The following is a 21,819-nucleotide window of genomic DNA, read 5'->3' as shown; positions in this document are numbered from 1 at the left end:
GTACCGCCCGGGTCGGCAGGGCTTGGTCACCCGGTCGACGGGGCGGCCGCCGGGAGAACACGTGCGTGCCCCGGCGGGGCACGGTCGGTTTCAGCGGTCGCATTCCTTCCGGCAGTCGGTCCAGACGCGTCCGGCGGCGGCTTTGATGTCGGCGCTGACGGTGTCGGTGTTGATCCAGGCCCAGGCGTCGGGGTCGCAGATCCACAGGTCGGGCCGGGAGTGGACGAGTCCGGTGAGGAACCCGATCACGTGCGGCAGGTCGTGTTCGGTGACGATCCACAGGCGCGGGCGGAGTGCTTCGGTGGCGAAGGCGACCGTCCGCCCGCCGATCCGGGCCGCGCCGAGCACGGTCAGCGACCGGTGGTCGGGCGGGTCGGGAACGGTGGCGAGCAGTGGGCGGTCGACCAGCGCGCGGTGGTAGGAGCGGCGGGCGGCTTCGGGTGCGGTTCGGGACCTCATCAGGCGCGGCCTCCGATCGCTCGGCGCCCGGTCGGTCTGGATCCGATCGCAGGACGGTGTATCGGTCCGGCGGCGCCGGTTTCGAACCGCACTTGAGGCCGGCGCTCGGTTCGGTCGTGAGGGCGCGGCGAAGGTCGGCGCATAGCCCGGCTCGGTCGTTCGGGGAAGGGCAGGACCCGCCAGTAGAGGACGGCGAGCAGGACCCGGAGGAACCAGCGGACGCGGACGAGCGCGAGGCTGGGTTCGGGGGCCTCGAAGTGCGCCTGGTGGAGTTCTTCGGAGTCGCGGAGGAACGCCCGGTAGGCGTCTTCACGGAGGCGGGAGAACCGCTGCGGCCGCTCGGTGCTCGAAGCTCGGTCCTCAGGGAGCGGGTCGGGCAGCTCGCCGCGCCGGTGGCGGCCGATGCGGCGGTCCGGCCTCCAGCCCGGAGTGCCGTAGGGGCCGGGGTCGTCGGGGTCGTGGGGTCTGCCGCCGATCTTCCAGTCGTCGCCGGGCCGGTGGCGCAGGTGCGCCGGTTCGTAGCTCGGCTCGCCGGGACCGAATCCCGGCGGATACTGCGCGGAGTTCCAGACTTGCCCGGCGGCGAGTCGGGCGGCCGAATGGGTGTTTTCAAGTACGCCGGAATGGCGTATCGTCACTGACGACACGGGAGCTCGCTCTCTCTGTGTTGGGCCGCCCGGCGGAACTGGTTTTAGCGAACGTGGACCGCCGGGCGGCGGCTTGAGATGCTTCCTTATGAATTTGTTTCTCTTTCAGGGTTCTGTCGTAACCTTTTCTGGAATAGTCGTAAATGGTTGCCGTTGTGGGGGAACTCCACACGCGGTGATTGCATGATGAACCAGGATCATCGCATTGTCAACGACATCGTCCAGACGGACCCGGCATCATTTCTGATTTCTCTGTGGCACAAACACAGTGATCGGGCGATCCGTGGACACCGCGAGCGTGTCACGCTCGAAGCGACGCACGCCCACGACGCCAAGCAGTATCGCGCGCCGACCGAGGCCTCGACCTTGGCCGAGTGGGCAACGACCCGATGGCTGGCCGGGCCGTCGTCCCTCAAGTCTCCCTGTCGGTCGGCTCCGGTCGACCGATGGCCTCGCGGCGTGTGCCGTTCGCGGTGAAGGGGATCGTCGCCGCCTGCCCGCCCTCGAACGGAGCGACTGCATCCGCGGTCTTGCTCTCCAACTCCTCCCGACTGAGAACCATACAGTCCTTTGTGCTGTCGTTCTCGGGTTTGACGCCACCGAGCGGAGGACCACACACCGGATGCCCCTCAGCCTCCACGCAGGCGACCTGAGCGTGGATTACGATCTGCCCTATCTGGTTCTGGTACCAGAGGTTGACACCGTCAGGTCTTATCGCCTGTATATTTGCGATGTTGCCGTCAACGTCGTCCCGTTCACCGTGGACCTCCCATCCCAACGAGGGCCAATGCTCCTTGAGCACCGCGAAGTACTCCTTGGTGACTAGGTCGGAACCGATCGTTTCCTCAGGAAGGGTATAAGCGATCTCGTAGGACTCGCGACCCTCTTCCGGACAGTCGAGCGCCAGTGTCGTACGTTTATGGAACCCCGGGAAGTCGGGAAGCCCGTCGATGGTCTGCGCTACAGCCTCGTCCATTCGGATGAAGGCCTCACTCAGATCGAATTCAAGTTCTGGCAGACTCCGCGACATAATGGAGCATCCTCCTAGAGCGACTATAGTAACGATTGCAGTACACGCAGCGAGTGCGCTGCGTCGTACCGGTCGGACACTCATCTGACCTCATCCCCATTCCCAGTGAAGATCTTCGCCATATTGTCTCGGGCAGAGTTGCCGTCTTCCCAGTAGTTGCTGTGGATCTCCATGGGATTCCAACTCATACTGTCGCTCTCAAACGACGTCCCGCCGAATCCGGAGCCGGGTCCGTCGGAGAGGTTCAGACCGGTATCACTCGGGTCCGGACCGTGAATCAAGGACGATTCAGCGGCAGCATGGATGGCGTCTCCTGGAGCGGTGGTGGCGTAGAAGTCATCAGGGTCAATGTTGAGTTCGCTCGCGTGGTCGACCGTCATGCCGGGGCTGGCGACGGCGACGATCTGATCAGTCGCAAGCCCATTCTCGCTGGCGGCCTCACCGATGACCGTCGTCCCGTAGGAGTGCCCCATCACGGTCGTCGTCGTTCCTTCAGGATCATGATTGGTCGCCTCGAGCCCGCCCATGAACGACGTGAGCGGCTCCGAGGCGTCCTCCGCGTATGAGGAACTCGGTGCATTAAGGAAGGCATCGTCCGGAGCATCGTAGTCCAACCACATCACTACTGCCGTTTCCCCACCGCCTGGAACGGCGGCAGCGTCCCAGGCCATCGTCTCAGCTCGCTGCAGGTCTCCGCCACTTGCGCCGTCCAGGTCGCCGCCGGTACCCGGCACGTACACCGCGGTGTTGTCGGCGGTGTCGGGGTTGCCGACCGACACGATGGCCTTGCCGTCCTCGGCCGAGTCGTAGCCGAGCAGGAAGTACTCCTGGTCCGTGCGAGCTTGACCGCTGATCGCGTCCTGCAATTTCTCCAGCGAGTCCCGATCGTCCCGCTCGACCTCCAGGGCTTCGAGCTGCTCCCGCAGTTCCCGGTACTCGCTGGTCTCATGCGGGACCCCGAGATTCCCGCCGCCCTCGTCGAACCGGTCGCCGGCGGCATCCAGCTCCTCCAACTGGGCCTCGAGGTCGGCGATGTCCGCGTCGAGCGTAGGGCTGAAGCGGTCGATCTCGGCCTCGAGCAGGTCGCGGTTCGCCGCGTCGCGATCTTCGGTCGGAATGCCGTCCACATCGGCGATGAGGCCGGGGTTGCCTTCGAGGATGCCGAGGCGCTCGGCCTCGTCGAGGCCGCTCCACCAGTCGTTGATCGCCTGAGGGGAAGCGCCCGAGTCGATGAGCTCTTGCAGCTCTTCGGCCTCATCGGCGGCTCCTTGGATCAGTGCGCTGCGTTCGCTCGCGCTGAAGGTCTCGGCCCAAACCCCGATCGCAGCCTTGAGCCCCTCGTCCGCCTCGGTCGCCCGGTCCAGGGCCGCGTTTATGCGGGTGCTCATGCCTTGGGCGTAGGAGATGTTGTCGGTGCCCCGGGAGGTGTCCGGGACGACAGCGCCCGCGTCGGTCACCGTGGCCCGCTCACGATCGACCTCGGCGACCGCCTCGTTGAGATCCGACTGCGCTGCCCGGAATTCTTCGACCGCGTCGGCGATCGAGACCGACACGCGGCGGGCTGCGGCCGCTCGTTCGTCCAGATCGACGACGATGTCCCGCACCTGTTCTCGGGCGGTGTCGGCGTTCCGGCCCTCCCAATGGTTGACGCCGAACGCGGCGACGTCCTTCGCTTTGAGCTCACCGATCGTCGCGGCCTGGTCGTCGAGATTCCCGTACAGGTCCATCCAGGCTTCGCCGACGGATTCCAGCGCGGTGAAATCGGCCTCGAGCAGGAGGCCGTAGGTGATGGCCACTGCTACACCGCCAGGCTCTCGCCGCGCGGGATCTGTGCGGCCGGGTCGGGGCCGGGGCGCTCCGGCGAGGGAGCGGTGCGATCGTCGAGGTAGACATCGGCGTACTGGTCGAACATCGTTGCGCCGTAGTCGTCGACTTCCTCGCCGGTTTCGGCGCAGACGGCGGCGAACTTGGCCGTCTCCTCGATGTCGGCCCGATGCACGGCGATGTAGTCGCTCTCCCAGACTTCCGCGGCTTTAAGGCATTCGGCGATCCCGGTGAACTCGGTGGCCTCGGGCGTGCCTTCGAGCGCGCTCGAATCCTCTGCCAGCGTGTTCATCGCCTCGTAGATTGCCTCAGAGGCGTCGAACAGCGCGGTGGCGCCACTACGCACTTCCTCGGGCCTGATGCTGAAGTCACTCATCGCCACCTCCGAGCGATGAGCTCGAGCACGGCCGAACACGGCTCCGCCGGTGGCGCGGTTGCGGTCGCGGTGTCGTTCAACGGGCTCCTCCTCTGTCTGTCACGGCGTCCGAGGTGTCGGCCGGGCAGGCGGCCGCGGTCTGGTCGACTTCGGACGGGATGGGGTGGGATCGGGACGCGAGGTCCCCGAATCGGACGGCGGTCCCGGTCGGGAATCGGAGTTCACCGGCATGGGGCGGGGATCCACAGCGCTACCGCTCGGAGACGTTCGGTATCTGTCTTCGACTCAACCTAGCAAACCCGGCACTCCGGTAGGGTACGAGCGAACTCGCCGAGACGGTGCCAGGACGGCACGACCCGACTCCGCGAACCGGGCAACGTAGCCGAAAGCCGCTCCGGCGAGCGCGCGGCTTCGCCCGGCGGTACTGCGTTCCACAGCGGGATCGGCCGCCTTCCTCACCGTCCGCGCCGGGCTCCCCTTGCTCCTCGACCTGCGCGCTACCGGCTGACCGGTCGCGTCGAGCGCTCCCCGGAGCTCATTAGGCTTGACAGATGAAGGATTTCGACCATGAGATCGAGAAGGCCGTGAACCGGGCCGGGAAAGCCGCCGGATGGATGTTCGCGCTCGGGTTGGTGACGCTGGTCCTGGGGATCCTCGGGGGGTTCGGGGACAACAACGGGACCTACCTACTCGCGATCCCGGGCGCCGGGCTCCTGTTCGGGTTGGGCGTAGCCATCAACCTGCTGGGAATGCACCTCATGGAGACCTGGAGGCAGGGCCGCCGGTCCGCCGGCAACGGCTCCGGCGATTGGACTCCGCCCGAGCCCACCGGCCGCCCTTAGTAAGTGAAGCGGTCCCGGCCGAGCTCTGGCGCTCCGCAGCACCCGCTCCATCAAGTTCGCTACGCCGTACGGTCGGCTGTAGGTCAAGACGTGCTCGACCTGGCGGGCGGTCGTGCCCCAGGGATCGCGGTCGATGACCTCGATCAGCCGCCGCCAGTCCCGAACCGAGCCCCGCTCCATCGCGGTCTGGACCGCCTCGACCGGCCAGCACTCCACCGGATCGTCCGGGGAGACGTTCAGGTTCCGAAACTGCAGTGCCATCCGTTTATCCTCTCGCGATCTGTTCGGCCGGTACGCCGCAGGCGGCGAGCACATTCGACCCAGTCGCTCCATCGTTCGCTGAGGTTGCGGTAGAGGCACCCAGCTCCTTGGTGACGGCGACGTCCGCCGGACGCGGCTCGCTGAACCGGCGAATCAACTGCGAGCGGACTCATTCCTCCTGGCTGCCCTGATCGGCCTAGTAGCGGGACCCGGCAGTCGACTGCCGGGTCCCGCTAGGAAATTCGGTGCACCTAATCGAGGGTCTTTCGAAGCCAGACCCAACGACACAGCGCCCCCTCGACGCAGCCTGATTTCATAGCACAAACGTTCGATTCTCTAGTTGCGATAAGCTCCGATCGTGAAGAATCCTGCGCGTGAACTACATGAGCTGATAACCGACTGGGACGACTGGCAAAGTCGATACACGAATGACGGTTTCGGTGAAGCGGTCTCCGATGAGGGCAACCGACGATGGGAAGCACGCTGCTACGCTATCGATCTGGTTCGCGAAGTTGACCGAGCACTCGCGGGAATGGCCATCGCAGGTCTTGATGTCGAAGTCTATCGAGATTGCGTTGCCAGTTGGTATGCGGTCATCTTTGACATGCTCAAGCTCAAGCCAAACAATGTACCGGAACTGCCGCCTGCAGAGCTTCGGATGCTGAAAGCATTGGCTTCCCACCTCGACTCAGTACGCGTTGGATGGAGCGGCGAAGAGGTCAACTATGAAGAACTTCTTGAGGCTATTGACGAGGCGCTGAACCTTCTCGATGAGACCGTGTTGCCAGTCGATGAAGACCACTACATCCGAGCGCTGCTCAGCGAAGCTCGCGAAGTTGCAGCCGAGGTTCGAAAGTTCGGCTCGGCGACTGTACGGAAGATTACGGCCGAACTGGGCGGTGAAATCCTACGCCTCACGGGCCAAGTTCCGGAAGAGAAGCAGCAAAAGCGTCTACTTACGCTTGCAGGAAAGTTTCTCAGATTCGGGGTTCAGACGTTTACAGGTAAGGCACTTGAAACTGCTGGCAGTGATACTGGACAGGCTGCAATCCAGGCTATCACCAGCGGGGGCACCGAGTAGGCTAGGTCGGGTCAGAGGAGCGCCGCCCATGCTCAGGCGATATCCGGTCTTTCTAGGCCAGGTCGGGGGTGTTCGGCACTTCCAGATCGTCGATGGATAGCCAATTAGCCCATAAGAGCATAAGATGTACCAGGCGTTAACCGGTGCGAAGGCGAAACGCTGGGCGTTAACGTTCCGTATTGTGTATATTCAGCACTGTCCGTTGATCTGCGGTTCGTGCGGGCACTTTCGCCCTCATTCCCACCGATGGACGGAATACTGCTTTGGTCAAGGAGGGGGAAGAATGCTGTTCAGCAACGCGTACCATATCGAGCGCTCGGAGGAGGACTACTGGTTCGATCCTATTCTCGACGCAGACACCCCTCTCTTTATTGATCCATTTCTCATCTTTCAAGATGCGGCAGAATTGTGGAGAGCGGCACACGAAGAATTGATTGGCCACTTCAATACATGCTTCGAGCTAATTGCTAAAGGGAGGCGCAATCGAGATAGCGTGCCATATAGAAAGGCGCTCGCGCTACTTACATTCCCTGAGCCTCAGGAATTCTGCCTTGGCTACACCAGGTCTGGAACCGATGGCGCCGGAGGCGGTAAAGGCTATGCTCAACTCATTGCAGAGGCAATGGAAGACGCAATAGAACGTGGCCTAACAGATCTCCGTCACTTTGAAGAACTGGGAATTCTTAATGAAGGAATTGGGCCGGATCGTATCTCTGACGTAACATGCAACATTCTCAGACGGCGCTTTATTGCTTATACCAAGCAAATAGTTGGGTGTCATCATATTCCGACGCAACGGGTAAACGTTCAGGGAGCATCTCTCAATACGGTACGTATGAACTGGCAAGCCGAGCCTCATTATCTTCCAGTCAACGAGTTCAGTGAGAAACCCATCCTACTTCTTCCGAAAAGGTTTCTGAGTGATCTTCCTACTCTGAATCCTAAAGAATGGTGGTATTCATATGATGCACAGCAGCTGCGTGATGACATGAATTACACGATCTTGACCCGAGTATCAAAACATGACATCGTGGAACTTGCGAGGGAAAATCCCGAATCCGTCAGAGCTTGGACTCGATCTCAAGAGGAAAAAGCAGGGGAATCGTACAACCTTGAGGTCGATCCCCGTGGTGTGTATCAGTACGATCAAGCGACTCGTATCTATACGAGTCAGAACCCTCTAGCAATTGATACTCCGTCAACGAACGAGCAGTTCTTCGAGGTAATAGCGCTGATTATAGAAGAGTTCAAGGAGTATGTAGAAGAGCAAGGTGGCTGGTCGCTACTTTGGAACGAGGTAAGCAACAAGGAAAAGCGCGAAGAAGCAGCACAGCGACTATTTATGGGATTTGCACGTAGTTACTGCCGAGCAAACAATATTGTCGTAGATCGTGAAGTTGAGCTCGGTCGTGGGCCGGTGGACTTTAAGTTTTCAAATGGATATTCCAGGCGAGCGCTGCTTGAGATTAAGAAGCTTGATAACTCAAGATTCTGGAATGGAATTCAAGCTCAACTGCCTTCCTATCTTAAGAGCGATCAGGTTCGCGACGGATGGTTCGTTGTGATCCAGTACAAGGACAGCAAGAATGCTCGACAACGGATCCAGGAGCTTCCAGGAGTCGTTAATAGTGTCGCTGTCAGATCTGGCAAAGCACTACGCTACATAGTGGTCGACGCAGCGCCGAAGACCTCCGCTTCGAAGATCAATGAGTGACTATTTTGTGACGAGTATGACCGTGGCCTTCGGAAAGTGATTTAGATATTCAGGCGTCGAACGACCTTCCTCACCACCCGCGCATGCCGTCCCGACCCCTCACGGCACCGGCAAGCACCGTCGCCACGGGTAGATCAACGAGTGGATCGCCCAATACACCTCCGGGCCGGCCAGCGCCAGGGCTACCCACCACAGGTCATCCATAGCGAGCAGACCGCCAGAGCCACGGAAATCTTGCACGGTCTGCGCTGCTGCACGCTTGAGGAGTTCGAGAAGATTCATACGTTTCCTGGTTTGCGGGTGGGTGAAGGCTGAGAGATGCCCGGCCGCATCGGGATTGCGGCCGGGCATGCCCGCCAGCTCGTGAGACGTAGCGGGCCTACTCCGGTCCGGAGGGCTGCCCCACCGCAGCGCCAGAACTCCGGCCACGAGGACAGCAGCACCGAGAAAAGCATCGCGGCGCTGCTCTGTGGCAGGTCAGCGGTCGGGGATGGACCGGCGGTGATGCGCCTTGAGTAGCTCGAGCACTTGGCCCACAAGTTTGGTTCGGATAGTGGCGACCAGATACCGTCGCCAGTGCTCACTCCAGGTCACCTGGCACAGATGGCCCCGCTCATGCTGGATCGTCAGCACCACGTCCGTCTCGCTCACCACGAAGCTGGGGCGGTACCGCACCACGGCCATTGCCTCGTCGAACTCAACGGCGAAAGCGAGTGTGCGCTGAGCGCTTGCGCTGACTTCGACCTCGACACTTGCCACGGTCATAGTCATGGTGCTGCCTGCTCGGCATACCGCTCGGCCAGAATGGCCGAGACCTTGTGGCGCTGGATCTCCTTCCAGGCGTCGGTCTGCTCGCGCCACGGCTCGTCCCAACTGACCGCGCGGAGGACGCCTCCGGCATGTTCGGCTCGGCCGATTTTGCACGGTTCGCTGCCGTCGCGCTGCATCCAGATCGAGGTGTACTGGCCGCCCAGCTTTCCGACCAGCGACAGCGTAGAGCCGCCTTCGGTGATCCACTCGCCAAGGACTTCAGGCGTCTGGGGTTGGTCCGCCTCGGCGGATATCTCGACTCGTAGGCTGGTGTCTGGCATCAGTTGCTCGCCTTCTGGTGTCGGTAGGGGCGGGCCGCCACTCCTCGCTTCTCACACCTCGGGTGGCGGCCCGCTTTTGTTGTTGACGGCGTACGTCTCGCCGGTGCTGGGAGCTTCCCGGCGCCCCATGCCGGTCAGTGGCACCGGCGGATCAGCAAGAGACGCCCGCCTTCGCCTCGCCGTCCAGAGACGGCGAGACATGGCCGGGATCGGTCCCGTTTTCCCACGTCAGTCGGGTTCCAAGACCGGCGGCCATGTCTGTAGTGTGGATCGGGACAAGACGGTAATCAAGGATTTGAATCGGACAAGCCCGTACCATGCATCTTGTCCTTTTCGGCCGACTCGGGAGGCGGAATGCCCAAGCCGCTCAAGGACTTGGAGCCGGGCAGGAGCGTTGATCATTGGCTCGGCGCGGAGTTGCGTCATCGGCGCACGTCTGCCGGGCTGAATCAGCCCGACCTTGCCGAGCGGGCGAACGCCTCAGCGTCGCTCATCAGCAAGCTGGAGCTTGGCGCCCGGTCGCTCAAGACCGATATCGCCGCCAAACTCGACGAAGCGCTGAACACCGGCGGTTTCTTCATGCGGGCGATGCCATTGGTCGAGGGGCAAAGGGACAAGGCGACCGAGCAATCGGACAACCGGCTCGACACGGCCTTGGTCCTTGGCAAACATGAGGGACTGCGGCGCATGCTGGGGCGAGCTGACGATCCCGCTTCCGAGGAGCCCGAAGTGAACCGTAGAGAGTTCCTCTCCAACGCTGGCACCTGGGCCGCGCTGCTTGCGACCGAGACCGCCCGAATACCTGGGTTGAGCGACCTCATTGCGGTCGTACTCGATACCGCGCCTCGCTACTCCGGAGACGCGCCAAGCCTTGATGAGCTGGCGAGCGGCGTGGTGGCCGCCAAACGTGAGTACCAGGCGTGCCAGTACCGCGAGGTTCTGAAGCGGCTTTCCGGGCTACTGCAACAGCTGAATGTCGCCGAAAGCGAGTTCGACGACCGCGAGCGCGTGACCGCCTTGACCGCTGATGCCTATCAAGTCGCCTCCGGTGTGATGCTCAAACACTCGGAGCAGACCTTGGCGACGCTCGCCGCCGACCGCTCCATGTCCTCAGCCAACATGCTGGGTGATCCAGTCGCGATGGCGTCGAGCGCCAGGGCGGTAACGCACGTCCTACTGCGCACCGGCTACCCGGACTTCGCCGCTGACTTCGCATCGAGTCGAGCTCAACTGCTCGGCTCTGAGTCTCGTACTCCAACGAACCTGTCTGTTCAGGGTGCGCTGCTGCTTCGAGGAGCCGTGGCCGCCGCGGACGCCGGCAAGCGCACCAAGGCAGACGAGCTGCTCGATGCTGCTGATGAGGCCAGTATCCAGCTCCAGGATGCGGACAACCTGCGTGGTACGGGGTTCAATGCCGTGAATGTGGGGCTGCATCGAATCCACATCGCGCTCGTCCTGGGCGATGCTGGGCGGGCGATCGAGTTGGCTCGCGGGATTGAGATCGGGGCGATCAGCTTGGTTGAGCGGCAGGTGAGTCTCGCCATCGACGTGGCGAGTGCGTTCGCGCAGTGGGGTCGATACGAACGAGCCCTGAACACCTTGTACTTCGCCGAAATCGCCGCACCCCAGGAGGTACGGGTGCGGAAGAACGTCTCTGAATTGCTCAATACGATCCAGAGTGCGGCGCCGCCCTCGATACGTTCACACGCTGCCACATTTGCGAAGAAGCTGGCGGCGGTATGAGCAAGGTCGTCTACCTCATTAGTTGTGGAGCTGGCCCCGCCCCGTACGCCACGGAGTTCATTACCGCTGCGCAGGAAGAGGGCTGGGACTGCCATGCCATCACGACGCCTGCAGGGCGGGGGTTCGTGGATGTCGCGAAGCTCGAAGACGCGTCGGGCAACCCGGTGATCTCGGAGCACCGCCGACCAGGAACGCCGCGACGTGGGCGACCTCCGGCTGATGCACTGGTGATAGCCCCCGCGACGGCCAACACCATCTGCAAACTCGCTGCCGGGATTGCCGACACCTACGCGCTGGATATCGCCTCGGAGCTCATCGGGCTGGGCGTCCCGACGGTGGTGGTGCCGTTCGTGAATTCGGCGTTGGCAGGGCGGGCACCTTACTGGCGTGCGGTGGAGTGGTTGAGGGACGAGGGTGTGACAGTGATTGACGTTGAGCCGCATGAACCTCGTACGGGTGGAGAGAAGCTGGCGGGCTTTCCGTGGAAGGCCGCACTGGAGGAAGCTTTGGAAAGCTCCGGCTTAGCGATTCAGTCTGGAACTTAGTGGTCCCTGTGTACCCGCAGCTTCCAGACTTCTTGTTGGACGTCAACCGGTACAACTTTTGCGAGCAACTGATTAGGTAGAAAGGACTGTTCAAGAAGCTTTGCATCAACGAGGACGGCACCGTGGGGCGGTTCGAGATGACCGAGCCGTTCGCCACGCTCCTCGACCCAGAGCTGTTGGACGACTTGGCGAAGGGCCGCATGAACACCGAGCCAGACGCTCCACAAGGTCAGGTGGTACGCGAAGCTGCGCCGCTTGCCAATGCGGGCCAGGACGGCAATCCGAAGTCGCTGGCGCGCATGTTCACGTGTGAATATCGGACAAAAAAGAACCGACCGGATGTTCCATACATCCGGCTGAGTTCGAATATGATCTCTTTGGTGCACGAGGGGGGACTCGAACCCCCACGCCCGGAGGCACAGGAACCTAAATCCTGCGCGTCTGCCAATTCCGCCACTCGTGCGAGGCCAGGCGGCCGACCGGAAACCCGCCCGCGACCAGGGCCGGGTCGGCCTTACCAAGGCCGCAACCAGTGTGTCACACGACTGTTCGGTCACGTACGCTGGTGGAGATGACTCGACCCGACAAGCGCACCGCCGATGAGCTGCGCCCCGTGACGTTCACCCGCTCTTGGACCGACCACCCCGAGGGCAGTGTCCTCGTCGAGTTCGGCCGCACCCGCGTGCTCTGCACCGCCTCGGTCACGCCCGGCGTGCCCCGGTGGCGGCGCGGCACCGGCGAGGGTTGGGTCACCGCCGAGTATTCGATGCTCCCCCGCTCCACCCACTCCAGGTCCGACCGGGAGTCCATCAAAGGCAAGATCGGCGGCCGCACGCACGAGATCTCCCGCCTCATCGGCCGCTCCCTGCGCGCCTGCATCGACTTCAAGGCCCTCGGGGAGAACACCATCACCCTGGACTGCGACGTCCTCCAGGCCGACGGCGGCACCCGCACCGCCGCCATCACCGGCGGCTACGTCGCCCTCCACGACGCGGTCACCTGGCTGAAGGACCAGCGACTCGCCCGCAAGCCCGACAAGGTCCTCACCACCTCGGTGTCGGCCGTCAGCGTCGGCATCGTCGGCGGCGAGGCGCTGCTGGACCTGCCCTACGAGGAGGACGTGGCCGCCTCGGTCGACATGAACGTCGTCGTCACCGGCGAGGGCAAATTCGTCGAGGTCCAGGGCACCGGCGAGGAGGCCACCTACAGCCGCGCCGAGCTCGACCAGCTCCTGGATCTGGCCGTGGACGGCTGCAAGGAGCTGTCCAGCCTCCAGGCCCGGACCCTGATCACCTAGCGATGCGGATCCTGCTGGCCACCCGCAACGCGGGCAAGATCGACGAGCTGCGGCAGATCCTCGCAGAGGCCGCCCCCGGCTTCGAACTGGTCGGCCTCGACGCGGTCGAGCCCTACCCCGAGACGGCCGAGACCGAACTGACCTTCGCCGGCAACGCGCTGCTCAAGGCGCGCGACGGCGTGAAGCACACCGGCCTGCCGACCGTCGCCGACGACTCCGGGCTGGCGGTCGAGGCGCTGAACGGCATGCCCGGGGTGCTGTCGGCGCGCTGGGCCGGACGCGCCAAGGACGACGCCGCCAACAACGCGCTCCTGCTCGAGCAGCTCGCGGACGTGCCCGACCGGCTGCGCGGCGCGAAGTTCGTTTGCGCTGCGGCCGTCGCCTGGCCCGACGGCCGCGAACAGGTCGTCCACGGCCGGATGCGCGGCCGGGTCGGCCGGACCGAGCGCGGCTCCAACGGGTTCGGATACGACCCGCTGTTCATCCCCGAGGGCCACGAGGTCACCAGCGCCGAGCTGCCCCCCGAGGAGAAGAACGCGATCTCCCACCGCGGGAAGGCATTTCGCGAGCTCGCGGCCGAAATCGTCGACTGACTTCCCGCATGCCCTGCGACGGGTCCCCGACTGTGCTGTCATGGGCGATGGGCACGCTTGAGGGGAGTCAGACATGATCGCTGTCACCGGAGTCACCGGCCACCTGGGCCGGCTCGTCGTCGAGCACCTGCTGGAACGCCAGGTGCCGCCGGACCAGATCATCGCCCTGGCCCGCGACCCCGACCGGGCCGGCGACCTGGCCTCGCGCGGCGTCCTCGTCCGGCACTTCGACTACGACCGGCCGAACACGCTGCAACCGGCCCTCGCCGACGTCGAGAAGCTCCTGCTGGTCTCCGGCTCCGAGGTCGGCAAGCGCCTGACCCAGCACCGGAACGTGATCGACGCGGCCTCCTACGCCGAGGTCGGACTGCTGCTGTACACGAGCATGCTGCATGCCGACACTTCGCAGATCGCGCTCGCGCCCGAGCACATCGGCACCGAGCACCACATCGCCGAATCGGGCCTGCCGCACCTGATCCTGCGCAACGGCTGGTACATGGAGAACTACACCGAGTCCCTGGGCCACGTCATCGAGTCGGGGACGCTGTACGGGGCGGCCGGGAAGGGCCGGGTCGCGGGGGCCACCCGCAACGACTACGCCGAGGCCGCCGCGGTACTGCTCACCGAGGATCACGGCGCCGACCGGGTCTTCGAGCTGTGCGGGGACGAGCCGTTCACCTACGATCAGCTCGCGGCGGCGGTCGGGAAGGTCGCCGGGACCGACGTGGTCTACCAGAACATGGACCCCGACGCCTACCGGCAGGCGCTGCTGGAATCGGGGGCGGCGCTGGAGACGGCCGAGGCGCTGTCCAATTTCGATGAGGGGATCGCGCGCGGCGACCTGGACTCGGACTCGTCCGATCTGACCGACCTGATCCACCGGCCGACGACCTCGCTGCTCGACGCGGTTCGGGCCGCCGTCCTGTAGGCCGGCTTCAGCTCCGCTTGCGGTGCTCGCGGAGGAGCTCCAGGGCCCGGTCGGCGTGCAGGTTCATGTCGGTCTCGCTCCTGACCCGGCCGATGACGGTGCGGTCGGTGTCGATGACGAAGGTCTGGCGCTTGGCGATCTTGATGCCGAACCCGCGCTTGACGCCGAAGAGCTTGGCGGCCTCGCCGTCGGGGTCGGCCAGCAGCGGATAGCCGAGCGAGTGGGCGGAGACGAACTCGGACTGCTTGTCGACCGCGTCGAAGGAGATGCCGACCGGGGAGGCCCCGACCTCGGACAGATCGGCCGCCAGGTCGCGGAAGTGGCAGGCTTCGGCGGTGCAGCCCTTGCTCATGGCCTTGGGGAAGAAGAACAGCACGACCGGGCCGCCGGCCAGCAGTTCGGAGAGGGTGCGCCGCTCGCCGGTTTCGTCGGGGAGCGTGAAGTCGGGTACGGTTTCTCCGGTTTCCATGGCCATAGTCTAGCCCTGATCCGAGATGACCTCGCGTGGCGTTTGCAACCACACCCAGTACATCGATAGACTCCAATATAGCGATACGCTTCACGCGGTCGCCTCACCCACATACGTGAGCAAACAGCAGTTAGGCGCGGGTTCGTCAGAACCAAGGTTGGGAGCGCTCCACTGACTATAGGAGTCTTTTATGTCCACAGCTACAGCAGTGGGCCTGCGCGGCAAGCACCGCAGGCTCATCGCCGTCATGGCGCTCTTCCTGGCGTCGGCGCTGGCGGTCGCCCTTTCGGCGCTGTTCACGCAGTCGAAGGCCGAAGCACACGGAGCCAACACCTTCCCCGGATCGCGCCAGTACTTCTGCTACTTCGACGCGCTGACCGAGTCCGGCGGCCTCGACCCGTACAACTCCGCCTGCCAGACCGCGCTCAACACGAGCGGCTCGGGGGCGTTCTACAACTGGTTCGGCAACCTCGACTCCAACGGGGCCGGCCGCACCGAGGGCTACATCCCCGACGGCCGCATCTGCGACGGCGGCGGCAACGGCCCGTACGACTTCAGCGCCTTCAACCAGCAGCTCGACTGGCCGCGCACCCACGTGACCGGCGGAGCCACCTACGAATGGAGGCACAACAACTGGGCCGAGCACCCCGGCCGGTTCGACCTGTACATCACCACGGACGGGTGGGACCCGAACCAGCCCATCGGCTGGGACGACCTGGAGCTGTTCGAGACGATCCAGGACCCGCCGACGAACGGCGGCCCGGGCGCCGACGGCAACTACTACTACGCCAACGTGACCCTGCCGCAGAAGTCGGGTTACCACATCATCTTCACCCACTGGGTGCGCTCGGACAGCAACGAGAACTTCTACTCGTGCTCGGACATGGAGTTCGACGGCGGCAACGGCGAGGTGAGCGGTGTCCGTCCCGGCGCGGACCTGCCCGGCAACGACGGCGGCGTGACCGACCCGGACCCGGAGCCCACCGACCCCGAGCCCACGGACCCGGAGCCCACGGACCCGGAGCCGACCGACCCCGAGCCGACCGACCCGGGCGACTCGGACTGCGCCGCCAGCGCGTCGGTCAACAGCTGGGGTTCGGGAGCGACGGTGACGATCACCGTCACCAACAACGGCAGCAGCCAGCTCAGCGGCTGGGCCGCCGACTGGGCCTTCCCGAGCTCGGACGTGTCCATCACCAACTCCTGGAACGCCGACATCACCTCGCAGGGTGATTCGTTCTCGGCGTCCCCGGTCGGCTGGAACTCCGAGATCGCCGCGGGCCAGTCGGTCGACTTCGGCTTCAACGTGAGCGGTTCGCTCACCGAGCTGTCGGGGATCGGCTGCAGCGCCTGACGGCTGCGTGATATAGCCACTTCGGCTCCTCCCCCCGGGGCGGTGCTGCGATACTGATCGCAGGCCGACTTCGGGGGGAGGAGTCATGTCCACTGCCGTGCCGGCCGGCGAGCCCCGCACCGGGCCGCTCACGCCCGCCACGCCCGCCGGGATCGTCGTCCGCTCCTACATCGACGCCCAGGTCGACGTGCTCGACCGGGCCATCGGGCGACTGCAGCGCCATGAGTCCGGCTCGGTCGGCCGCACCAGCACCGCGGTCGTCCGCATCCGCTCGGCCGTCCGCGGCTACCGGCACCTGTTCGTCGAGGTCCCCCGCGGCGGGGAGCGGCTCGAGCACCTTCTGGCCGATCTGAAGCACGCCGAGGACCTGGAGGCGCTGCGGGACCACTTCACCGAGCGCCTCGCCGGCCTCGGCCTGGCCGCGGAGCGGTTCCCCCGCTGGCACACCGACATCGATCTCGAGCGGCGCGAGGCCTACTTCGAGCTCGACCGGGTCAGCACCCAGGCGTGGGTGGCGGTCCTGCTGGAGCAGGTGCGGCTGTTCGCCGCCCGGGCGCGCTTCACCGCCGCCGGCCGCCGCCCGGCCTCGTCGCTGATGGGCGTCCTCACCCGTGCCAAGTACCACCTGCTCGACGTCTACTCGAAGCAGAGACTCGCCGCCGACCCGGTCGAGGCCAGGGACGGCACCCGCGAGGCCGCACGCGAGGCACACTACCTGGCCGAGGCGGTGCACCCGGCGTTCGGCCGCGCCGCCGGAGAGGTCATCGTCCCGGCCTCGAATCTGGAGCACCTGCTGAGCCGGTACCGGCTGTCGCTGATCGCCGGGAACCGGCTGCGGCGCCTCCCGGCCGCCGACCGGGCCGATCCTCTGACCGTCCGCCTCGCCGAGATCGAGCAGGAGCACCGGCGCGAAATGGCCGACCAGATGGACGAGCTCGCCGCCGCCCTGGCCGAGCGGTGGCGGTGACGGCCCGTCCGTCAGCGTCCGGCCAGCACCGCCGCGAGGTTGCCGAGCCCGATCGGCCCGAGATCCAGGGCCTCGGTGTGCCAGGTCTTGAGGTCGAAGTCGGATCCGGCGCGGGCCTTGGCCTCCTCGCGCGCGGCGATCCAGGCGCGTTCGCCGAGCTTGTAGCAGATGGCCTGGCCGGGCCACCCGGCGTAGCGGACGATCTCGGGGCGGGCCCGGTGGGCGGCGATGCGGCCGCGCTCGCGCAGGACCTCCAGGGCCGTCTCGAAGTTCCAGCGTTCGCCGTGCCGGGCCGCGTCGGCGGCCGGCAGCGGCAGGTCCAGGTGCCAGCCGATGTCGATGACGACGCGGGCGGCGCGCATCGCCGAGGCCTTGAGCATGCCCAGGCGGGTGGCGGGGTCGGCGTGCCATCCGAGTTCGTCGGCGAGCCGTTCGGCGTACAGCGCCCATCCTTCGGCGTGGCCGGGCACGCTGCCGTGGAGCTTGGCGAAGCGGCTGAGCCGGTCCCCGGCGACCTTGGCCTGCCCGATCTGGAGGTGGTGTCCGGGGACGCCTTCGTGGAAGACGGTGGTCAGTTCGCTCCAGACGGCGAACTGCTCGCGTTCGGCGACGGGCCACCAGGTGCGTCCGGGGCGGGAGAGGTCTTCGCTGGGTCCGGTGTAGTAGGCCGACCCGGCCGAAGAGCCGTGGACGAGTTCGACGTCGAGTCGCATCAGGCGGGGGTCGATGTCGAAGTGGACGCCGTCGAGTTCTTCGAGCGCGCGGTGGTGGCGTTCGGTGAGCCAGTCGAGGTAGGCGTCGGCGTCGGTCAGCGGGGCGGCGCGGTCCAGGTGGGCGACGACCTCGTCGAGTCCGGCGCCGGGCAGGATCTTCGCGGCTTCGGCGGCCATCTCGGCCTCGAGGCGGTGGAGTTCGGCCCAGCCCCAGTCGTAGGCGTCGGCCGGGTCGAGGTCGGCGCCGAGGGTGTGGCGGGCGTGCAGGAGGTAGCGCTCGGCGCCGACGGCGTCGGACGGTTCGGCGTGCGGAGCGTAGTCGTGCTCGAGGTAGTCGGCGGCCGCGGCGAAGGCGCCGTAGGCGGCCTCGGCGGCCTGTTCGAGGTCGCGGGTCTGGGGGCCGTCGCCGTATTCGGCGACCCGCCGGTCGAATACGCGCGAGTCGGCGTTGCGGCGGGCCTGGGCGGCGCCTTCGATCGCCTGCCGGAGGGCGACGGTCTGTCCGGCCTCGATGCCGGCGTCCATGGTCCGGCGCCAGGTGGCGAGCATCTCGGGGACGGCGCGCATCCGGGCGGCGGTGGTGCGCCACTGCTCTTCGGTGCCGCGCGGTGCGAGCGCCACGTACGAGCACAGGAGCTGCAGGATGCCGTAGGGGACGCGCAGGCCGCGGCGCCATTCGCCGGCGTCGTGGAGCGCCAGTTGGGCTTCGAGCCGCTCGGCCATGTGGAGGCGGGCGAGGTCGTCGGCGGGGCCGGTCGACTCGAGTGCCCGCAGTCGGGCGAGGGCGTCGCGTGCGAGTTGGGCGCGCTGCTGCTCCCCGTCGGGTCCGAGGTCGGAGGCGAAGCCGAAGTCGCCGCTGATGCCGATCATGCCGGCGGACAGTGGGTGCAGCCGGGCGTACGAGGTGATGTACTCGTCGGCCAGCGCGAAGACGGGTGTGGTCATGGCCGCCAGCTTACCGCGCGGCTAGTGCGGTTCGGTGGCGCGACCGTCGGCCGCCGCGCCCCTGGTGGAGACGACGACGGCGCCGACGAGGGCGGCCAGCAGCAGCAGGGACAGCACCTCGAACGGCAGGACCCGGTGCGCGAAGATCTCCTCGCCGACGGCGGCGGCGTCGCCGGCGGCCCGGTCGGCAAGGCCGACGCGGCTCCAGCCGAAGGCGCCGACGACGACCGCGGCGAGGCCGAGTCCGGCGCCGCCGGCGATAAGGGCCCCGGGCAGGCGGCGGCGGTCGAGCTCGGCGGAGGGGTCGGTGGGCGCGCGGGTGAGCATGGTGGCGAACAGCAGGAGGACCACGATGGCGCCGACGTAGATGAGGACCAGGACCCAGGCGAGGAACTCGGCGGTGAGGACGAGCGCGGCCCCGGAGATCCCGGCGAAGGCGACCGCGAGCCAGAGCCCGGCGCGGACGATGCGGCGGGTGGTGACCACCGCGAGCGCGGCGCCGAGCGCGAGCAGGCCGAACGCGGCCAGGAGGACGTCGGCGAGGGTCACCGGTCACCGCCGGATTCGGGCAGGGAGGAGGCCGGGACGGTGTCCATCCACTCCCCCAGGTGCTCCTTGTCGTGGAGCAGGTCGCGGATGTCGCCTTCGGCGTAGTCGAAGTCGGGGGCCCAGAACAGGGCGTCGAAGGGGCACACGTCGACGCAGATGCCGCAGTACATGCACAGCGAGAAGTCGATGTCGAACCGGTCGAGGACGTTGACCTGCCTCGGCCGGGCGGCCCCTTTCTCCTCGACGGTCTCCTTGTGGGAGTCGATGTAGATGCACCAGTCGGGGCATTCGCGGGCGCAGAGCATGCAGGAGGTGCAGTTGGGTTCGAGGAGCGCGATGACGCCGCGGGTGCGGTCGGGCAGGTCGGGCCGCCGCTCGGGGTACTGGCTGGTGACCGCGCGGCGGGTGGCGGTGCGCGCGGTCGCGGCCAGTCCGCTGATCAGGCCGCTGCCGGGAACCTTCATGCCCTCATGGTCCCAGATCGTGACGCTCATCTCTACCCGGAGGGCCGGGCGAATCCCGGCCCGGAGCCGATCAGATCCAGCCCTGCTCCCAGGCGTGCTGGGCGGCGGCGTGGCGGCTGCGCTTGCCGAGTTTGCGCATCGCGGCCGACAGGTAGTTGCGGACCGTGCCCGGGGCCAGGTGGAGTTCGGCGGCGATCTGGTCGATGCTGCCGCCGCCTCTGGTGGCGCGCAGGAGTTCGAGCTCCCTGGGGGTGAGCGGCGATTCGTCCTCGGTCAGCGCCGAGGCGGCGATCTCGGGATCGATGTAGCGGCGGCCGGCGTCGATGTCGCGGATGATCCGGGCGAGCTGCTCGGCCGGGGTGGTCTTGGGGACGAACCCGGCCGCGCCGGCGGCGAGCGCGCGGCGCAGCACCCCGGGCCGGGCGTGGCGGGTCACCAGCATGACGTTCGTGTCCGGGTTCGCGCCCCGGATTCGCTCGGCGGCCCACAGGCCGTCGCGGGGCGGCATCTCCAGGTCGAGGACGGCGATGCCGGGCTCGCGGTCGGCGGCGAGCTCGACCGCCTCGGCGCCGTTGGAGGCGCAGGCGACCACGGTGATGTCGTCCTCGAGGTCGAGCAGGGCCGCCAGTGCGTCGCGGATGAGGGTCTCGTCGTCGGCGATGAGCAGTTCGATCACGGTCGCTCCTCTGCGGGCAGCGGGAGGGCTCCGGTGAGGACGAACCGGTGCCCGTCGCGGGCGGCCTCGACCGCGCCGCCGGCCTCGGTGAAGCGCTCGGTCAGCATCGCGATGCCGCTGCCCGGCGCGGCCTCGGCCGCCTCGGAACCGTCGTTGGCGACGGTGACGTGGACTTCGCCGTCGTCGGCGGCGACGGTGAGCTCGGCGGCGTCGGCCCGGGAGTGGCGCAGCACGTTGGTGGTCGCCTCCCTCACCAGCAGGCCCAGCAGCCGTTCGGCGTCGGCCTCGAGCCGGGGGGCGTCGGCGCGCACGACCGTCTGGATCCCGGCCGAGCGCAGCACCCTCCCGGCCGAGTCGATCTCGTCGGGCAGGGAGACCTTGCGGTAGCCGGCCACGACCTCGCGGGTGTCGCGGAGCCCCTGCATGGCCAGTTCCTCGACCTGTTCGAGCTCGGCGGCGGCGCGGTCCGGATCGCGGCCGACCAGGCGGCGCGCCAACTGGGACTTGAGGGCGATGGCCTGGAGGTGGCCGCCCTGGATGTCGTGCAGTTCGGCGGCGAACCGCAGCCGCTCCTCGGCCACGGCCAGCTCACCGGCGACGGCGCGGGCGTCGTCGAGCCGTTCGGCGGTCTCGTAGAACCACCACTGGCCGATCACGCCGCCCATGGCCCCCGGGACGGTGACCAGGCAGATGATCGCGATGCCCACGTTTCCCAGGCCGACCGCCGCCGTCCCGATTCCGACCGCGGCGAACACCGAGCACGACCGCACGCTGGACCGGAGGTACCGGCCGCGCCGGTCCCGCAGGATCCGGGCCGACTCCAGCAGCGCCGCCGGCAGCACCCAGGCGGCGCTGACGATCCCCGCGGTCAGGCCGACCCCGACACCGGCGGCGACGACGGCCCATCCGGCGATCACCAGTCGGCCGATCCGCTTGCGGCCGGCCCGCTCCAGGAACGCCCACAGCGCGCCGGTCGCGAGCCCGACGGCCGCGAGCATGAGCACCGCGGAGGCGGCCAGCGGCGCCGTCGAGTCGGAGCGGTCACCGGCCAGGAAGGCCAGACCGATGAACAGCGCGAGCGGACCGCAGGCCAGGATCGTCCAGTACGTGTAGCGGTGGAACCGGACCAGGTCGCGTTCGGCGGGGGGAGCGTCGGAGGTCACGGGGCGATTGAACCACCGGCGGGACCGAAATGACAAAAGTCATCGCCGCCGAGTACATTCCCACACCGGCCGGTGCGGTTTCGGCACT

The 21,819-nt window shown here is 66.5% G+C and carries 24 protein-coding genes and 1 tRNA gene; 10 read left to right on the top strand and 15 right to left on the bottom strand.

The features are described from left to right. Nucleotides 1–90: 90 nt before the first annotated feature. From CUT39_RS15330 to CUT39_RS15310, 5 genes are all read right to left on the bottom strand, one after another. Nucleotides 91–459, bottom strand: coding sequence for a hypothetical protein (locus CUT39_RS15330; protein WP_100448062.1), 369 nt, complete (start codon nt 457–459; stop codon nt 91–93). Beyond that, nucleotides 459–1,097, bottom strand: a complete 639-nt coding sequence (locus CUT39_RS15325) for a hypothetical protein (protein ID WP_100448060.1) — start codon at nt 1,095–1,097, stop codon at nt 459–461. Before CUT39_RS15325 ends, CUT39_RS15330 begins: the two co-directional genes overlap by 1 nt. A gap of 421 nt (nt 1,098–1,518) precedes the next feature. After that, on the bottom strand, nt 1,519–2,136 hold the full coding sequence (locus tag CUT39_RS15320; RefSeq protein ID WP_100448058.1) for a hypothetical protein: 618 nt from the start codon (nt 2,134–2,136) through the stop codon (nt 1,519–1,521). Nucleotides 2,137–2,216: 80 nt separating this feature from the next. Further along, nucleotides 2,217–3,932, bottom strand: coding sequence for an alpha/beta hydrolase (locus tag CUT39_RS15315; RefSeq protein WP_100448056.1), 1,716 nt, complete (start codon nt 3,930–3,932; stop codon nt 2,217–2,219). A 2-nt stretch (nt 3,933–3,934) separates the two neighbouring features. Next, nucleotides 3,935–4,336 carry a hypothetical protein gene (locus tag CUT39_RS15310; protein WP_100448054.1) on the bottom strand — a complete coding sequence of 134 codons (402 nt, stop codon included), beginning with the start codon at nt 4,334–4,336 and terminating at the stop codon, nt 3,935–3,937. 551 nt (nt 4,337–4,887) lie between these two features. Between CUT39_RS15310 and CUT39_RS15305 the strand changes: the two genes are divergently transcribed. The 3 genes from CUT39_RS15305 (at nt 4,888) to CUT39_RS20425 (ending at nt 8,234) form a co-directional block, all read left to right on the top strand. Beyond that, on the top strand, nt 4,888–5,178 hold the full coding sequence (locus CUT39_RS15305; protein WP_100448052.1) for a hypothetical protein: 291 nt from the start codon (nt 4,888–4,890) through the stop codon (nt 5,176–5,178). Nucleotides 5,179–5,797: 619 nt separating this feature from the next. Next, nucleotides 5,798–6,520 carry a hypothetical protein gene (locus CUT39_RS20430; protein WP_157930714.1) on the top strand — a complete coding sequence of 241 codons (723 nt, stop codon included), beginning with the start codon at nt 5,798–5,800 and terminating at the stop codon, nt 6,518–6,520. A 283-nt stretch (nt 6,521–6,803) separates the two neighbouring features. Further along, nucleotides 6,804–8,234: a hypothetical protein gene (locus CUT39_RS20425; RefSeq protein WP_157930713.1), complete on the top strand. Its 1,431-nt coding sequence runs from the start codon at nt 6,804–6,806 to the stop codon at nt 8,232–8,234. Nucleotides 8,235–8,333: 99 nt separating this feature from the next. Here CUT39_RS20425 and CUT39_RS15300 read toward each other — a convergent pair whose 3' ends face one another. The 3 genes from CUT39_RS15300 to CUT39_RS15290 form a co-directional block, all read right to left on the bottom strand. Beyond that, nucleotides 8,334–8,585 (bottom strand): hypothetical protein, encoded by a 252-nt coding sequence (locus CUT39_RS15300; protein WP_157930712.1) that lies wholly within the window; start codon nt 8,583–8,585, stop codon nt 8,334–8,336. Between the two features lie 126 nt (nt 8,586–8,711). Beyond that, nucleotides 8,712–8,993, bottom strand: coding sequence for a hypothetical protein (locus CUT39_RS15295; protein ID WP_157930711.1), 282 nt, complete (start codon nt 8,991–8,993; stop codon nt 8,712–8,714). Between the two features lie 8 nt (nt 8,994–9,001). Then, nucleotides 9,002–9,325 (bottom strand): hypothetical protein, encoded by a 324-nt coding sequence (locus CUT39_RS15290; protein WP_100448046.1) that lies wholly within the window; start codon nt 9,323–9,325, stop codon nt 9,002–9,004. A 354-nt stretch (nt 9,326–9,679) separates the two neighbouring features. On the opposite strand from CUT39_RS15290, the gene CUT39_RS15285 reads away from it, so the two are divergent. Together CUT39_RS15285 and CUT39_RS15280 are read left to right on the top strand one after the other, a co-directional pair. Then, on the top strand, nt 9,680–11,068 hold the full coding sequence (locus CUT39_RS15285) for a helix-turn-helix domain-containing protein (protein WP_100448044.1): 1,389 nt from the start codon (nt 9,680–9,682) through the stop codon (nt 11,066–11,068). Further along, the gene (locus CUT39_RS15280; RefSeq protein WP_100448042.1) at nt 11,065–11,613 is read left to right on the top strand and encodes a flavoprotein; all 549 of its coding nucleotides are present in this window, start codon (nt 11,065–11,067) and stop codon (nt 11,611–11,613) included. Before CUT39_RS15285 ends, CUT39_RS15280 begins: the two co-directional genes overlap by 4 nt. Nucleotides 11,614–11,991: 378 nt before the next feature. Here CUT39_RS15280 and CUT39_RS15275 read toward each other — a convergent pair. Continuing rightward, nucleotides 11,992–12,076 (bottom strand) — tRNA-Leu (locus CUT39_RS15275). A gap of 108 nt (nt 12,077–12,184) precedes the next feature. Here CUT39_RS15275 and rph point away from each other — a divergent pair. The 3 genes from rph (at nt 12,185) to CUT39_RS15260 (ending at nt 14,431) form a co-directional block, all read left to right on the top strand. Then, on the top strand, nt 12,185–12,910 hold the full coding sequence (gene rph / locus CUT39_RS15270; protein WP_100448040.1) for a ribonuclease PH: 726 nt from the start codon (nt 12,185–12,187) through the stop codon (nt 12,908–12,910). 2 nt (nt 12,911–12,912) lie between these two features. Then, nucleotides 12,913–13,503, top strand: coding sequence for an RdgB/HAM1 family non-canonical purine NTP pyrophosphatase (gene rdgB / locus CUT39_RS15265; RefSeq protein WP_100448038.1), 591 nt, complete (start codon nt 12,913–12,915; stop codon nt 13,501–13,503). A 73-nt stretch (nt 13,504–13,576) separates the two neighbouring features. After that, complete coding sequence (locus CUT39_RS15260) at nt 13,577–14,431, top strand: SDR family oxidoreductase (RefSeq protein WP_100448037.1); 855 nt, start codon at nt 13,577–13,579, stop codon at nt 14,429–14,431. A gap of 7 nt (nt 14,432–14,438) precedes the next feature. Here the strand turns inward: CUT39_RS15260 and CUT39_RS15255 are convergent, their stop codons facing one another. Further along, nucleotides 14,439–14,900: a peroxiredoxin gene (locus CUT39_RS15255; protein ID WP_100448292.1), complete on the bottom strand. Its 462-nt coding sequence runs from the start codon at nt 14,898–14,900 to the stop codon at nt 14,439–14,441. 190 nt (nt 14,901–15,090) lie between these two features. Here CUT39_RS15255 and CUT39_RS15250 point away from each other — a divergent pair, with 190 nt between their 5' ends. Both CUT39_RS15250 and CUT39_RS15245 read left to right on the top strand, forming a co-directional pair. After that, complete coding sequence (locus CUT39_RS15250) at nt 15,091–16,254, top strand: lytic polysaccharide monooxygenase (RefSeq protein WP_100448035.1); 1,164 nt, start codon at nt 15,091–15,093, stop codon at nt 16,252–16,254. An 85-nt stretch (nt 16,255–16,339) separates the two neighbouring features. Further along, a complete protein-coding gene (locus CUT39_RS15245; RefSeq protein ID WP_100448033.1) occupies nt 16,340–17,221 on the top strand; it encodes a CHAD domain-containing protein in 882 nt (293 codons plus the stop codon). Nucleotides 17,222–17,232: 11 nt separating this feature from the next. On the opposite strand, the gene CUT39_RS15240 is transcribed toward CUT39_RS15245, so the two are convergent. The 5 genes from CUT39_RS15240 to CUT39_RS15220 form a co-directional block, all read right to left on the bottom strand. Further along, complete coding sequence (locus CUT39_RS15240; RefSeq protein ID WP_100448031.1) at nt 17,233–18,879, bottom strand: DUF885 domain-containing protein; 1,647 nt, start codon at nt 18,877–18,879, stop codon at nt 17,233–17,235. A 21-nt stretch (nt 18,880–18,900) separates the two neighbouring features. Further along, nucleotides 18,901–19,428, bottom strand: a complete 528-nt coding sequence (locus CUT39_RS15235; protein WP_100448029.1) for an NADH-quinone oxidoreductase subunit J family protein — start codon at nt 19,426–19,428, stop codon at nt 18,901–18,903. Continuing rightward, nucleotides 19,425–19,892, bottom strand: coding sequence for a 4Fe-4S binding protein (locus CUT39_RS15230; protein ID WP_100448290.1), 468 nt, complete (start codon nt 19,890–19,892; stop codon nt 19,425–19,427). The genes CUT39_RS15235 and CUT39_RS15230 overlap by 4 nt, the downstream gene beginning before the upstream one ends. A 70-nt stretch (nt 19,893–19,962) precedes the next feature. Further along, nucleotides 19,963–20,568 (bottom strand): response regulator transcription factor, encoded by a 606-nt coding sequence (locus CUT39_RS15225; RefSeq protein ID WP_100448027.1) that lies wholly within the window; start codon nt 20,566–20,568, stop codon nt 19,963–19,965. After that, a complete protein-coding gene (locus CUT39_RS15220; protein WP_100448025.1) occupies nt 20,565–21,731 on the bottom strand; it encodes a sensor histidine kinase in 1,167 nt (388 codons plus the stop codon). Before CUT39_RS15220 ends, CUT39_RS15225 begins: the two co-directional genes overlap by 4 nt. Nucleotides 21,732–21,819 lie beyond the last annotated feature (88 nt).

Origin of the sequence: Glycomyces xiaoerkulensis (assembly GCF_002798405.1) — a bacterium.
In the GTDB taxonomy this organism is placed as follows: Bacteria; Actinomycetota; Actinomycetes; order Mycobacteriales; family Micromonosporaceae; genus Glycomyces; species Glycomyces xiaoerkulensis.
This window is presented reverse-complemented; position numbering and strand designations above follow the sequence as displayed.

Excerpts from the sequence above, each read along its gene's own strand:
- CUT39_RS15305 (WP_100448052.1), top strand. The coding sequence starts at position 4,888 with ATGAAGGATTTCGACCATGAGATCGAGAAGGCCGTGAACCGGGCCGGG.
- CUT39_RS15280 (WP_100448042.1), top strand. The coding sequence starts at position 11,065 with ATGAGCAAGGTCGTCTACCTCATTAGTTGTGGAGCTGGCCCCGCCCCG.
- CUT39_RS15330 (WP_100448062.1), bottom strand. The coding sequence starts at position 459 with ATGAGGTCCCGAACCGCACCCGAAGCCGCCCGCCGCTCCTACCACCGC.
- CUT39_RS15240 (WP_100448031.1), bottom strand. The coding sequence starts at position 18,879 with ATGACCACACCCGTCTTCGCGCTGGCCGACGAGTACATCACCTCGTAC.
- rdgB (WP_100448038.1), top strand. The coding sequence starts at position 12,913 with ATGCGGATCCTGCTGGCCACCCGCAACGCGGGCAAGATCGACGAGCTG.
- CUT39_RS15245 (WP_100448033.1), top strand. The coding sequence starts at position 16,340 with ATGTCCACTGCCGTGCCGGCCGGCGAGCCCCGCACCGGGCCGCTCACG.
- CUT39_RS15290 (WP_100448046.1), bottom strand. The coding sequence starts at position 9,325 with ATGCCAGACACCAGCCTACGAGTCGAGATATCCGCCGAGGCGGACCAA.
- CUT39_RS15255 (WP_100448292.1), bottom strand. The coding sequence starts at position 14,900 with ATGGAAACCGGAGAAACCGTACCCGACTTCACGCTCCCCGACGAAACC.
- CUT39_RS15320 (WP_100448058.1), bottom strand. The coding sequence starts at position 2,136 with ATGTCGCGGAGTCTGCCAGAACTTGAATTCGATCTGAGTGAGGCCTTC.
- rph (WP_100448040.1), top strand. The coding sequence starts at position 12,185 with ATGACTCGACCCGACAAGCGCACCGCCGATGAGCTGCGCCCCGTGACG.
- CUT39_RS15310 (WP_100448054.1), bottom strand. The coding sequence starts at position 4,336 with ATGAGTGACTTCAGCATCAGGCCCGAGGAAGTGCGTAGTGGCGCCACC.
- CUT39_RS15250 (WP_100448035.1), top strand. The coding sequence starts at position 15,091 with ATGTCCACAGCTACAGCAGTGGGCCTGCGCGGCAAGCACCGCAGGCTC.
- CUT39_RS15260 (WP_100448037.1), top strand. The coding sequence starts at position 13,577 with ATGATCGCTGTCACCGGAGTCACCGGCCACCTGGGCCGGCTCGTCGTC.
- CUT39_RS20425 (WP_157930713.1), top strand. The coding sequence starts at position 6,804 with ATGCTGTTCAGCAACGCGTACCATATCGAGCGCTCGGAGGAGGACTAC.
- CUT39_RS15300 (WP_157930712.1), bottom strand. The coding sequence starts at position 8,585 with ATGCCCGGCCGCAATCCCGATGCGGCCGGGCATCTCTCAGCCTTCACC.
- CUT39_RS15230 (WP_100448290.1), bottom strand. The coding sequence starts at position 19,892 with ATGAAGGTTCCCGGCAGCGGCCTGATCAGCGGACTGGCCGCGACCGCG.
- CUT39_RS15285 (WP_100448044.1), top strand. The coding sequence starts at position 9,680 with ATGCCCAAGCCGCTCAAGGACTTGGAGCCGGGCAGGAGCGTTGATCAT.